At 69.5% G+C, this 12319-nt stretch carries 10 protein-coding genes; 2 read left to right on the top strand and 8 right to left on the bottom strand.

The features are described from left to right. Positions 1-109 precede the first annotated feature (109 nt). The 5 genes from ACOZ35_RS05215 to ACOZ35_RS05195 form a co-directional block, all read right to left on the bottom strand. Positions 110-349, bottom strand: a complete 240-nt coding sequence (locus ACOZ35_RS05215; RefSeq protein ID WP_424015385.1) for a DUF2061 domain-containing protein — start codon at positions 347-349, stop codon at positions 110-112. Between the two features lie 69 nt (positions 350-418). Beyond that, positions 419-2374, bottom strand: a complete 1956-nt coding sequence (acs, locus tag ACOZ35_RS05210) for an acetate--CoA ligase (protein WP_424015384.1) — start codon at positions 2372-2374, stop codon at positions 419-421. Positions 2375-2517: 143 nt separating this feature from the next. Next, positions 2518-3876 carry a GTPase HflX gene (hflX, locus tag ACOZ35_RS05205; RefSeq protein ID WP_424015383.1) on the bottom strand — a complete coding sequence of 453 codons (1359 nt, stop codon included), beginning with the start codon at positions 3874-3876 and terminating at the stop codon, positions 2518-2520. Next, positions 3873-4229, bottom strand: coding sequence for a DUF2209 family protein (locus ACOZ35_RS05200; RefSeq protein WP_424015382.1), 357 nt, complete (start codon positions 4227-4229; stop codon positions 3873-3875). The genes hflX and ACOZ35_RS05200 overlap by 4 nt, the downstream gene beginning before the upstream one ends. A 169-nt stretch (positions 4230-4398) precedes the next feature. After that, positions 4399-5445: a threonine aldolase family protein gene (locus ACOZ35_RS05195; protein WP_424015381.1), complete on the bottom strand. Its 1047-nt coding sequence runs from the start codon at positions 5443-5445 to the stop codon at positions 4399-4401. Positions 5446-5590: 145 nt separating this feature from the next. Between ACOZ35_RS05195 and ACOZ35_RS05190 the strand changes: the two genes are divergently transcribed. Continuing rightward, entirely contained in the window at positions 5591-7117 is a 1527-nt protein-coding gene (locus ACOZ35_RS05190; protein WP_424015380.1) for a carboxypeptidase M32, read from the top strand. Positions 7118-7837: 720 nt separating this feature from the next. Here the strand turns inward: ACOZ35_RS05190 and ACOZ35_RS05185 are convergent. Together ACOZ35_RS05185 and ACOZ35_RS05180 are read right to left on the bottom strand one after the other, a co-directional pair. Continuing rightward, positions 7838-8455 (bottom strand): hypothetical protein, encoded by a 618-nt coding sequence (locus ACOZ35_RS05185; RefSeq protein WP_424015379.1) that lies wholly within the window; start codon positions 8453-8455, stop codon positions 7838-7840. Between the two features lie 97 nt (positions 8456-8552). Next, positions 8553-9725: a 3-dehydroquinate synthase II gene (locus ACOZ35_RS05180; protein WP_424015378.1), complete on the bottom strand. Its 1173-nt coding sequence runs from the start codon at positions 9723-9725 to the stop codon at positions 8553-8555. Between the two features lie 121 nt (positions 9726-9846). Here ACOZ35_RS05180 and ACOZ35_RS05175 point away from each other — a divergent pair, with 121 nt between their 5' ends. Further along, positions 9847-11400, top strand: coding sequence for an HTTM domain-containing protein (locus tag ACOZ35_RS05175; RefSeq protein ID WP_424015377.1), 1554 nt, complete (start codon positions 9847-9849; stop codon positions 11398-11400). A gap of 54 nt (positions 11401-11454) precedes the next feature. On the opposite strand, the gene ACOZ35_RS05170 is transcribed toward ACOZ35_RS05175, so the two are convergent. After that, entirely contained in the window at positions 11455-12246 is a 792-nt protein-coding gene (locus ACOZ35_RS05170) for a 2-amino-3,7-dideoxy-D-threo-hept-6-ulosonate synthase (protein WP_424015376.1), read from the bottom strand. Between the last annotated feature and the right edge of the window lie 73 nt (positions 12247-12319).

The raw sequence follows: 12319 nt of genomic DNA, 5'->3' as shown, positions 1-12319 counted from the left end.
CCTTTTCGCGGCAAATAATCCGACTCCGACGCGAAGGATCTTCTTACCGCGGTTGCTTCTCGACCAAACGGTTTCGGCTCTGTTCTACGGTCCGAAACGCGGTCGCCGGTCACCCGGACGCGCTGACGCCCCAGGAGACGTGGTCCCACAGACGCTCGTAGCCGTAGTAAGTGAGCGTCTTTATGACGTTGGTCACGAAGCCAATGCTCGCTGCCTGGCCGACGTCGCCGACGACGAGCCACGCGACCAGCACCGTGATCGTCACCATCAGCGCCCGGTAACAGAGGGTCTTGGCAATCGCGCGGCGACGGGCGTGAACCGCGTCCCGGGTGAAGACGCTCGTGGCCATATCGGATCGTTGGACCCGCGCCGATAAGTAACTATTACACGTGTCTTAGGATCCGAAACGAAACCGTATTTAATTACTATTTCTCCGCACGGTCGACTCGATCTCGCCCACGACCTCCGGGTTGCGGAGCGCGCTCACGTCGCCGAACTCCTCGCCGCGGGCGATGTCCTCTAAGAGTCGCCGCATGATCTTCCCCGAGCGCGTCTTCGGGAGTTCGGGGGTGAACACGACGCGGTCGGGGCGGGCCACGTCGCCGACGGTGCTCGCCAACCGGTCGGCGACGGCGTCGCGGAGGGCCTCGTCTGGCTCGACCCCGCTCTTCGTCGTCACGTACGCCACGATGTGCCCGTCGCCGTCGCCGACGACCGCGGCCTCGGTCACGCCGTCGGCGTCGACGATGGCCGCCTCCAGCTCGCCGGTGTTGAATCGCTGTGCGCGGACGTTGATCACGTCGTCGACGCGCCCGAGGATCGTGACGTAGCCGTCCTCGTCGACGGTCGCGCCGTCGCCGGTTCGGTAGCGCCAGCCGTCCTCGCCCTCAACCCAGTACTCCCGCAGGTAGCGTTCTTCGCCCTCGCGGAGGCCGCGCAGCATGCCCGGCCACGGGGAGGCGAGCGTGAGGTACCCCGACTCGCCCGGATCGACCGGCTCGCCGTGCTCGTCGACGACGCGCGCGTCGATCCCCGGCAGCGGCGGGCCGACCTTCCCCGGCTTCATCGGGGTGATCCCCGGCAGCGTCGCGAGCGCGATGGCCCCGGTCTCGGTCTGCCACCACGTGTCGACGACCGGCGCGTCGCCGCCGCCGACGTGCTCGCGGTACCAGCGCCACGCCTTCGGCGTGATCGACTCGCCGACGGTCCCCAGCAGGCGGATCGACGAGAGGTCGTGCGACTCGGGGTACTCCGCGCCCCACTTCATGAACGAGCGGATCGCGGTCGGCGAGGTGTAGAAGACGCTCACCGCGTTGCGCTCGATCAGGTCCCAGACGCGGTCGCGGTCGGGGTAGTCGGGCGACCCCTCGTACAGCACCGTCGTCGTCCCCGTCGCGAGCGGGCCGTACACGCCGTAGGAGTGCCCCGTGATCCAGCCGATGTCGGCGGCGCACCAGTAGGTGTCGTCGGGGCGCACGTCGAGGACGTTCCGCGTCGTCCACGCGACGTGCGCGAGGTAGCCCCCGGTCGCGTGCTCGACTCCCTTCGGCCGCCCGGTCGTCCCCGAGGTGTACATCACGAAGAGGAGGTCGGTCGCGTCGCGGGCGACGGGTTCGACGGTCTCGCCGTCGTGCGCGTCGACGAGCGCGTCGTACTCGTGTTCGTCGTCGCCCAGCGAGACGGTGAGCTCGTCGCCGAGGCGGTCGACGACGACCGCGGCCGACAGCTCCCCCTCGGCGCGGATCCGAGCGTTGTCCGCCTTCGACTTCTGGTTGAACGCGTCCTCCCGCCGGTAGTAGCCGTCGCAGGTGATCAGGTACTCGGAGTCGGCGGCGTCGATCCGCGTCGCGAGCGCCTCCGCCGACAGCCCCGCGAACACGACGTTGTGGGGCGCGCCGATGCGAGCGCACGCCAGCATCGCGATGGGCAGTTCCGGGATCATCGGCAGGTACAGCGTGACCACGTCGTCTTCCTCGACGCCGAGGTCGCGGAGCCCGGCCGCGAGCGCGTTCACCTCGCGGTGGAGGTCGAGGTACGTGTACGACCGGCGCTCGCCGCGCTTCCCGAACCACCGGATCGCGAGCTGGTTCCGCCGCTCGTCGAGGTGGCGGTCGACGCAGTTCGCCGCGGCGTTGAGCCGCCCGTCCGGGAACCACTTATAAAAGGGCGGCTCGGAGTCGTCGAGGACCGTCTCGTACTCGCGGTCCCACGTCAGGAGGTCGGCGGCCGCGTGCCACGCCTCGGGGCCCTCACGATCGAACCGCTCGTACACCGCGGGGTCGCTCGCGGCGGCTCGCGTCCGGAAGTCGGCCGGCGGCGGGACGGCGTCCTCGTCCCCCTCGACGAGCCGACCGTCAGTTCCGGGGTCGTTCATGACACTGTATGGCCCGCGGAGGCCCGTATACTTTGTCCGGGTCTCCGCCGAGTGAGAGTCGGCGTCGAGTGGGGGTCGGTGCCGGACGCGGCGGTCTCGTGGAAGCCGCCGGTCACCGGTCGCGGCCGACTGACCGCCGCGGCTCAGGCCGATTCCTCGGCGGGCGGCGCCGAGAGCTCGGCGGCCTTCGCCCGGGCGCGGGCGACGATGGAGGGCTTCGCCTCGAAGTCGACCGTCACCTGGTCGCCGGCGTACGTCTCCTCGGCGACGTGCCCGTGGTCGTGGACCCACGAGACGAGGCTCATCGCGTCGTCCGAGACGGGGAGGACGAGCCGCTCGCGCTCCCAGTCGGGGAGTTCGCCCTCGACGCGGTCGCGGAGCTCCGCGACCCCCGCGCCCGTCTTCGCCGAGACGGCGATCGGATCGGGGGCGACGCCCGAGAGCGCGCCCCGCTTGTCCGCGAGCTCACCGGGCTCCAGCCGGTCGATCTTGTTGAACACGGTGACGACCGGCGCCTCGTTGCGCTCGTAGAGGGTGTCGTGGCTCGTCACGAGCTTTTCGCGCATCTCCTCGACCGGCTCGCTGGCGTCGACGACGAGTAACACGAGGTCGGCGCGGTAGACGGAGTCGAGCGTCGACTCGAACGACTCCACAAGCCAGTGGGGCAGGTCTGCGATGAACCCGACCGTGTCGGTGAGGAGGACGTCCCGCTTCTCCATCTCTGCCCGGCGCGTGGTCGTGCCGAGTGTCGTAAACAGCATGTCCTGCGACTCGGCGGTGGTGTCGAGGTCGCGGTGGCGCTCGGCGTTCTCGTCGACCTCCAGCTCGTCCGCGAGCCGGCGCATCAGCGTCGACTTCCCCGCGTTGGTGTAGCCCGCGAGCGCGACCAGGTCGAAGCCGGAGTCACGGCGCTGCTCCCGGCGCGCCTCCTCTTTCTCCGCGATCGACTCCAGCTCGTCGCGGATCTCGGAGATCTGCCGTTTGATGTCGCGCTCGACGCTCTCGTCGTACTCGCCGAGGCCCATGAACCCCGGCCGCTCGTCGCGCTTCGCGAGGCTCGCCTTCGCCTCCGCGCGCGGGAGCTCGTACCGAAGCTCCGCGAGCTCGACCTGGAGCTGCGCCTTCCGCGTGTTGGCGCGCTGGCCGAAGATCTCGAGGATGAGCGTGAACCGGTCGACGACCTCGACGCCCTCGGGGAGCTCCCCGCCGATGTTGAACGTCTGGTACGGCCCCACGTCGTTGTCGATGATCACCGCCTCGGCGTCCGTCCGGCGAACGAGGTCGCGGAGCTCCGCGACCTTCCCCTCGCCGAACATGAACGCGGCGTCCTCCGTGCGCGTCTGAGTGAGTTCGCCGACCACGTCGTAGCCCGCGGCGGCCGCGAGCTGCGATATCTCGGTGAGGTCGGCATCCCCGGAGTCGACGCGCTTGGCGACGACTGCGCGGCGACCCTCGGTCGGCGACTCGGCGTCGGCGTCCGCCGCTTCGGGATTCCCGCTCATCGGAGGAGGTCCCGGGCGGCGTACGCGGCGTGGTGTGCTGCCTGCACTGTTTCGCGCTCGCCTATGCTCTCGACGTATTTAAACTCGGGCTGGAAGCTGACGCCGACGCGCGCGGCCGGCTCCTCGTAGAACTCGCCGCCCTCCGCGACGACTGGCCCTTCCGGCGGGGTCGGGAGGTTTCCGACCGCCTCCGCGGCGAGCGCGACGGTCGCCTCCAGGGTCGGCCCCTCGCGCGCGGCGGCGAACCCGATCCCCTCAACCGATCGGATCCGAGAGGAATCGACCCGCGCGTGGACCGCGGCCGCGACCATCAGGTACTCACCGTCCTCCTCGTGGCGGCCGCTGATGTCCACGCCGACGACCTCAGGGACGGGCGTGGCTCACCACGGTTCGACCGGTCCGCGCGTCCGCGTCGACTGCCTGTGCGTCCATGCCAGGATGTTGGTCTCCGGGCGAATTGAACGTTTCCGTCGGGCGTCCGACAGCGGCGCCGCTTAGGTGGACGCACGGCAGCGGCGGCGCTCAGTCCCGCAGGTCGTCGACGACGGCCGCGATCCGGTCGACCGCCTCGTCGACGTCGGCCTCGTCGACGTCGAGGTGCGTGGTGAACCGCGTCGTGTAATCGGCGAACTCGACGCAGCCGACGCCGGCCTCTTTACACGCCGCGTAGAGCGATTCGGCCGGGATGCCGGCGTCCTCGGTGTGCGCTACGACGATGTTGGTGTCGGGCGCGGGCGCGTCAACGCCGTCGAGCGCGTCGAGGCCGGCCGCGAGCCGCTCCGCGCTGGCGTGGTCCTCGGCGAGGCGGTCGACGTTCTCCAGCGCGCGGAGCCCGGGCGCGGCGATGATGCCGGCCTGCCGCATCCCGCCGCCGAACAGCTTGCGGACGCGGCGCGCGTCCTCGATGAACGCCTCGTCGCCGGCGAGGATCGAGCCGACGGGCGCGCCGAGCCCTTTCGAGAGGCAGAAGGTGACGCTGTCGACGGGGTCGACGATGTCGCTCGCGTCGACGCCGAGCGCCACCGCGGCGTTGAACACGCGCGCGCCGTCGAGGTGGACCGGCACGTCGGCGTCGCGGGCGGCCTCGGCCGCGGCCGCGATCCGGTCGACGGGAATCGCCGTTCCGCCTCGGTAGTTGTGGGTGTTCTCCAGAGAGAGGAGGCCCGTTCCGGGGCGGTGGAGATCCTCGTCGACGAGCCCCTCGCGGACCGACTCGGGCGTCGGGACGCAGCGCTCGCCGGCGTCGATCGTCCGGGTCTGGACGCCGGAGAGCTTGGCCGCACCCGCCAGCTCCCACCGGTAGATGTGCGACTCGCGCTCCAAGAGGAGCTCCTGGCCCGGCTCCGTGTGCGCGTGGACCGCGATCTGGTTCGCCATCGTCCCCGAGGGGACGTATAAGGCGGCCTCCGTGCCGACCGCCTCGGCTGCCCGGCGCTCCAGCTCGTTGACGGTCGGGTCGTCGCGGTACACGTCGTCGCCGACCTCGGCGGTCGCGGCCGCCTCGCGCATCTCCGCGGAGGGCGCCGTGACGGTGTCGGACCGCAGGTCGATGAAGTCGTCGTCGGACATCGGTTGTAGGTCGTTCCGTGGCGGCGGGCATATATCCCGCGCTCGCGGCCGATCGCGGCGGCGAGGGAATTTCGGCGGTTCCGAGCGCGGAACGAGCGGTTCCGGGTTCGGTCCCTTCTTAACGGCCGCGGTCGATCCGTGGCGTATGGCAACGGAAGCCGCGCCAGACGACGCAGCCGACGCACCGGACGCCTACGACGCCCTCCTCGACCGCGTCCAGCGGTGGAACGCGGTCGGCAGCGCCTCCGGCGTCCTCGGCTGGGACCAGCAGGTGATGATGCCCGAGGGCGGCACGCCCGCCCGGTCGAAGCAGCTCTCGGCGCTCTCCTCGGTCCACCACGACATGGTCACCGCCGACGAGACGGGCGAGCTGCTCGACGAGCTCGACGACGCCGACCTCACCGACGAGCAGGCGGCGGTCGTCCGCGAGGTCCGCCGCGAGTACGAGCGCGCCGACGCCGTCCCGGTCGAGCTGGTCGAGGAGATCTCCGAGACCGGCTCCGAGGCACTCCAGGCGTGGGAGGAGGCGAAGGCCGAGGACGACTTCGACGAGTTCGCGCCGTACCTCGAGAAGCACGTCGAGCTGAAACGCGAGTACGCCGAGCACATCGACCCCGACCGCGACCCCTACGAGGTCCTCTTCGAGGAGTTCGAGCCGTGCCTCTCGATGGAGCGCGCCGAGTCGATCCTCACCGAGCTCCGCGAGGCGCTCGTCCCGATGATAGAGGAGATCCGCGAGTCCGACGTCGAGCTCGCCGTCGACACCTTCGAGGGAACGTTCCCCGAGGACGACCAAGAAGCGCTCTCCCGCGAGGCGCTGGAGCTCGTCGGCTACGACTTCGACCGCGGCCGCCTCGACGTCTCCTCGCACCCGTTCACCTCGGGCAACCAGTTCGACTGCCGCGTGACGACTCGGTTCGACGAGACCGACCCGCTCGGCGCCGTCGGCTCGACGATCCACGAGTACGGTCACGCGCAGTACAACCTCGGGCTCCCGCAGGAGGAGTTCGGCACGCCGCTCGGCGAATCCCGCGACCTCTCGGTCCACGAGTCGCAGTCGCGCCTCTGGGAGAACCACGTCGGGCGCAGTAAGGCGTTCTGGGACGAGTTCCTCCCCGTCTTCCAGGAGCACTTCCCGCAGACGGAGGAGGCGACGGTTCAGGACGCCTACGAGGCGTTCAACCAGGTGTACGAGGACAACCTCATCCGCGTCGAGGCCGACGAGCTCACCTACCACCTCCACATCGTGATCCGGTTCGAGATCGAGCGCGACCTGATCCGCGGCGACCTCGACGTCGAGGACGTGCCCGAGGTGTGGAACGACAAGTACGAGGAGTACCTCGGCATCCGGCCCGACACCGACAGCGAGGGCTGCCTCCAGGACATCCACTGGAGCCACGGCAACTTCGGTTACTTCCCCACCTACTCGCTCGGCTCCGTGATGGCCGCCCAGCTGTTCGAGGCCGCAGAGGCGGAGATCGACGACCTCGACGGGAAGATCGCCGACGGCGACTTCGACGACCTCCAAGACTGGCTCGGCAAGAACGTCCATCAGCACGGCTCCCGCTACGAGACGAACGAACTGGTCAAGCGCGCGACGGGCGAGGACTTCTCGGCGGACGCCTTCCTCGAGTACGTCGACGAGAAGTACGGCGAGCTGTACGGGATCTGACGTAGCTGCGAGGATTCGTCTGCTCCGCGACCGATTAGGGGAGTGGATGAGTCAGACCGGCGGCAGCGGTACGATATTTAAATACCCGTGAGCGGCGACGATTACTTATAAATGAACACGGCGGTGGCGCGTGCCGGTGAGTGCCGCAACGCGGCGCGAACCGCACGCGCGAGGTCGCCGGCGCTATGCGCCGGCTGCCAGAGGGACCTTCGGTCCCTCGCTGGAGTCAGTCGCCGGAGCGAAGCGACGGCGACTGACGAGGATGGGGAGGCGTGAGGCTGTGCGGTGCTGTGCGGGGTGGGACTCAAAGGGGCAGCCGCGAAGCCGCCGCAGACGACGCAAGCACCGGAACGAGTGAGCGGAGCGAACGAGTGAGGAGCGCAGCGAGTGTGCGGCGGCTTCGCGGCTGGGGCTTTGGAGGTTATCTCCGCCGATTCATCGCTAACCAGTTATAAGCGAGCGGCTGGGGCTTTAGCGGTGCTCTCTATCAGCCTACGGATGTTTATTTATAAACGATTGACGGAGACTTTGGAAACCCCCACCGCGGACTCGCCGCCACTTATAAACAACCACTCGGCCGATCTGCGTCACCTCCGCTATTGATCGCTGTACTGACCGCAACCGTGCTAGCCACCCCGAAAGAGCGTATGCTGCGAAATGCGTAATCCGTATTTCGTACTGCTGTGATATCGTGTATTCAACCCATGCGTTCAAACGCCGTTACACCCCCAGCCGGAACCCGGTCATCAGGACGATGATCGCCAGCATCACGGCGCCCTCGAACAGGCCGACGATCAGGTTCTTCTTCTCGATCGATTCGAGCCGCGAGGCGTCCGGGTCCGGCGACAACGTCTCGTAGTACGCGCTGAGCTGGAGCCGGTGGGGGACCGCCAGCCCGAACGCAAACAGCCCCCAGCCGAGCCCGAGCGCGAGCCCGGACCACGCGCCGCCGAACCCGTAGCCGAGCCCGAGGTCGGGCGTCAGCAGGACCGTTCCGGACAGCACCGTCGTCAGCGAGAAGCCGACGAGGAAGAAGACGGCCTTCGGGATCAGCGTCTCGTTCACCGCCGCTGCCGCCTCCTCGTCGAGGCCGCCTAGCGTGGGGCCGATAATCGCCGGGAAGATCATCGCGAACCCGAACCACACCGCGCCGGCGGCGACGTGCGTGTAGAAGAGCAGTTCGGTGCTCGCGAGCGCGAGGCTCGCGGCGAAAAACGCCAGCGGCACGAGGAAGGTCCCGGCCGCGAACGCCGGGTTCGCGGCGTCCGCGAGGTGCCGAACTCGTTCGACGAACCCCAACTCGGCGACGCGACGACCCCCTTCGGTAGCGACTGCCATGCCAACCGGATCCGTGTTGTCTGTGAAATGCGTTCTGGTCGACACGACTGCCGCCGGTTCTCGCCCCGACCTGGGGTTCGTCGCGGTCGCGCGACCCCTACTTCTCGATGATGCTCTCCTCGACGGCCTCGCCGAAGTGGCGCGCGACGTCCTCGTAGTAGACGAGCGCCTCGTCGCCGGGCTCGACGTCGGTGACGGGCTTCCGTCCCTCGCTCGTGGCGATCTTCACGGTCTCGGCGTTCTGGATGAGCGTCTCGATGCGGTCGGTGCCGTCCTCCGTCTCGATCTCCGCCTGGATCCGGAACATCGGGCGCTTCTCGATCTTCACCCGGCCTACGACCGCCTCGCGGGTGTGGCCGTCGGTGTCGACGACTTGGACCTCGTCGCCGCTCGACAGCTCGGCGAGGTAGTTGGTGCCGCCCTCGGCGTTGCGGACGTACGCGTGGACCGCGCCGGCGTTCACGCGGAACGGACGCGAGGCGACGTACGGCGACTCCGCGGTCTCGGCGTGGACGAAGAACAGCCCGCGCGACATCGAGCCGACTAACATTCCCTCGCTGTCGTCCATCAGCGACCCGGTGTCGATACAGACGCGGTCCGCCATCCCGGTCTGTTCGACCTCGGTCACCTCGGCGTGCCGGAGGTCCAGCGTCTCGCGGTCGGCCGCGTCGCGGGCCTCGACCGCGCCGCGGATCTCGTCGGGGTCGTCCGCGTCGAGGAGGACGCCGTCGGCGCCGATCTCCAGCGTCTCGAAGGCGGTCCGGGCCTCCGCGGCGGTCGTCGCGCCCGCGACGAGGTGCGTCTCATCGCCGACCCGCGCGATGAGGTTCTCCAGCGGGATGATCGACCAGTCCTCGCCGATGACCACCGTGAACTCGGCCTCGTCGGCCGCGGCCTCGGCGAACGCCTCGTACTCGGTGCCGAGGACGCGGACGTACGCGCCCTGCGCGCGGTCGTCGCGGCGGCGCAGCGTGGTCAGGTCCGCCGACCCGGAGAAGTCGTCCGGCATCGAGACGGTCCCGTCGCCCTCGCCGCCCTTGCCGACGAAGTACGCATCGGCCTCGACGTCGCTTTCGGCGTCGTCGATCACGTCGGCGTCGGATCGGAACGCCGCAACGTTCACGTCGCCCAGTTCGCGGACCCGGCCGACGTCGTCCTCGTCGACGAGCACCCAGTCCGCGCCGGCCTCGATGGCCGTCGTGACCCGTCGCTTGCGCGCCTCCCAGTCGCCGACGTCGCCGTCGGCTTTGACCCAGACCGTGCGTGTCATTGTCGAAACCTCACGGCGCGCCGGCTTGAAAACTGCGAAAGGGTCGTGCGTTGCGGGCGTCGGCTCGGCGGACGACAAAGCACTTATCGCTGAGATAGTATCGTCTGACGTACACCCCCGCATGACGCAACCAAGCCAGCGCCTCTCGGATGCTGGGTCTCGATTCGCCGCGGCGCGCGAGTCCCTCCGCGAACGCGCCCGGCCCCACCTCGGGATCGATCCGCGGGCCCTCGGCGCGTTCCGAATCGGGGTGGCGCTGGTGATCCTCTCTGACCTGCTGATCTACCGGCTTCCGGCGGTGCGGACGTTCTACACGGACGACGGCGTCCTCCCCCGCGCGACGCTCGCCGAGGTCTTCCCGCTGTTGGAGCGGGCGTCCCTCTACGCGATGTCCGGGTCCGCGCGGGTACAGACGGGGCTGCTCGCGGTTACCGCCGTCGCCGCCGTCTGCCTGCTGGTCGGCTACCGCACGCGGGCGGCGGCGGGCCTCTCGGTCCTCCTGCTCGCGTCGCTGTACGCGCGGAACCCGTACGTGCTCAACGGCGGGAACACGGTGCTTGTCGCCTTCCTGTTCTTGAGCCTCTTCCTCCCGCTCGACGCCCGCTGGTCGCTCGGTGCGGGCCGCCGGAGCGTTCGCGGGGAGCCGAACGACGCTGACGGAGGTGCGGGCGCCGGGGGAGGAGACGCCGGTGACCCGCGGATCTGTTCGATCGGCACGGCCGTCACGCTCCTGACGCTCGTGTCGATATACGCGGCGAACGCGGTCTCGAAGTACCGGAGCGGCGCCTGGATGTCGGGGACTGCCGTCCCCCGGATCTTCCAGTTGGGCGAGTTCACCGTCGGGCTGGGGCCGCTCGTCTCGGAGTACACCGCGGCCCTCACCGCGATTAACTGGCTCTGGATCGCGCTCCTCTCCGTCTCCCCCCTGCTGGTCGTCGCGACCGGGGGGCGCAGGACCGGGATCGCCCTCGCGTTCGTCTCAGCGCACCTCGGCATGGCCGCGACGATGCGGCTCGCGGTGTTCCCGTTCGTCATGGGCTCGGTCCTGCTCCTGTTCCTCCCGCCCGGTGCGTGGGACCGCGTCGAGGCCGTCGCGTCGAGGGTCTCCGAGTCCACGGGGCTCGCGGGGACCGATCGACCGCACCGGAGCGACGGCGGGACCGACGCACGGACCCCGTCTCCGACCCCGTCACGGACTCGCCGCGGGATCAGGGCGTGCGCCGCCGCGCTGCTCGTCGGCTTCTTCCTCGCGCTCGTGTGGTGGCAGGCGGCGGGGATCGGGCTCGTCGACCTCCCGGCACAGGAGTCGACCGGACAGCTGTCGGAGGTGAGCTGGTCGTTCTTCGCGCCGAACCCTCCGGACGCCTCGGGCTGGTACGTCGTCGCGGGTACGCTCGAATCCGGCGACACGATCGACCTGCGCGACGGCGGCGCGGTCTCGTACGACCGGCCGCCGGACGCGGCGGAGACGTATCCGTCGACCCTCTGGCACCAGTTCGGCTTCAGAATGAAGAGCGCCGGCGAGTCGCAGTATCGACCGGTGGCGGCGTACGCCTGCGAGCAACCGGACCGCGACCTAGAGTCCGTCGCGGTCGTCCACGTCGAACAGGCCGTCGACGCGGACGGTCCGGTCGGGGAACCGGACGCAGAAGAGCAAGTGCGCGTCGCCTGCTGAAGCGGACCCCGAACGCGACCGACCCGTTACGCCTCGACGAACGCGACCGGCCCGTTACGCCTCGATGAACCCACCCGCCCGCAGCGCCTCCTCGACGGCGGCGTCGTCGTGGACCACCGCAGAGACCGCGCGGGCGATCCCCTCGGGGTCGTCGTGCTGGAAGATCGACCGCCCCATCGACACGCCGGCCGCGTCGCCGTCCATCGCGCCGCGCACCATCTCCACCGTCTCGCGGTCAGTCCCCTTCGAGCCGCCGGCGATGACCACCGGAAGCCGGGTCGACTCCGTCACGCGCTCGAAGGAGTCACCGTCGCCGGAGTACCCCGTCTTCACCACGTCCGCGCCGAGCTCCTCGGCGAGCCGGACGGCGTGCCCGAGGGCCTCGGGATCGGTTTCGTCGACGCCCGGGCCGCGCGCGTACGCCATCGCGAGGACGGGGAGTCCCAGGCGCTCGGCGTCGGCAGTGAGCTCCGCCAGCTCCTCGATCTGGTCCGGTTCGTGGTCGGAGCCGACGTTGATGTGGAAGGAGACGGCGTCGGCGCCGGCGCGGACCGCGTCCTCGGCGGTGCCGGTGACGCGCTTGTCGCTCTCGTCGGGGCCGATCGTCGTCGATCCGTTGAGGTGGACGATGTAGCCCGCGTCGTTCTTGTTCTCGTGGACGCGGGGCGCGATCCCGCGCTGGGTGAGCACCGCGTCCGCGCCGCCGCTCGTGACGCCGTCGATCGTCGACTCGATGTCGACGAGCCCCTCGACGGCGCCCATCGTGATCCCGTGGTCCATCGGGACGATGAGGTATCGGTCGTTCGTGGAGATGCGGTCGAGTCGTGCCGAGAGTCCTGCTGTCATTGTGGGGTGGGTCGTTGTGTGAGAGTGTGGCAATCGGAGGTAAGTGGGTTTCGTTCGGGGACGTATTGGTTCG

Origin of the sequence: Halorubrum xinjiangense (genome assembly GCF_049604745.1) — an archaeon.
Classification (GTDB): Archaea; Halobacteriota; Halobacteria; order Halobacteriales; family Haloferacaceae; genus Halorubrum; species Halorubrum xinjiangense_A.
The sequence above is the reverse complement of the archived record's forward strand: the minus strand, read 5'-3'. Positions and strand labels throughout refer to the sequence as shown.

What these genes read in the sequence shown, in the direction of transcription:
- ACOZ35_RS05185 (WP_424015379.1), bottom strand. Translation starts at nt 8,455, where the DNA reads ATGGCAGTCGCTACCGAAGGGGGTCGTCGCGTCGCCGAGTTGGGGTTC.
- ACOZ35_RS05190 (WP_424015380.1), top strand. Translation starts at nt 5,591, where the DNA reads ATGGCAACGGAAGCCGCGCCAGACGACGCAGCCGACGCACCGGACGCC.
- ACOZ35_RS05215 (WP_424015385.1), bottom strand. Translation starts at nt 349, where the DNA reads ATGGCCACGAGCGTCTTCACCCGGGACGCGGTTCACGCCCGTCGCCGC.
- ACOZ35_RS05195 (WP_424015381.1), bottom strand. Translation starts at nt 5,445, where the DNA reads ATGTCCGACGACGACTTCATCGACCTGCGGTCCGACACCGTCACGGCG.
- hflX (WP_424015383.1), bottom strand. Translation starts at nt 3,876, where the DNA reads ATGAGCGGGAATCCCGAAGCGGCGGACGCCGACGCCGAGTCGCCGACC.
- acs (WP_424015384.1), bottom strand. Translation starts at nt 2,374, where the DNA reads ATGAACGACCCCGGAACTGACGGTCGGCTCGTCGAGGGGGACGAGGAC.
- ACOZ35_RS05170 (WP_424015376.1), bottom strand. Translation starts at nt 12,246, where the DNA reads ATGACAGCAGGACTCTCGGCACGACTCGACCGCATCTCCACGAACGAC.
- ACOZ35_RS05175 (WP_424015377.1), top strand. Translation starts at nt 9,847, where the DNA reads ATGACGCAACCAAGCCAGCGCCTCTCGGATGCTGGGTCTCGATTCGCC.
- ACOZ35_RS05180 (WP_424015378.1), bottom strand. Translation starts at nt 9,725, where the DNA reads ATGACACGCACGGTCTGGGTCAAAGCCGACGGCGACGTCGGCGACTGG.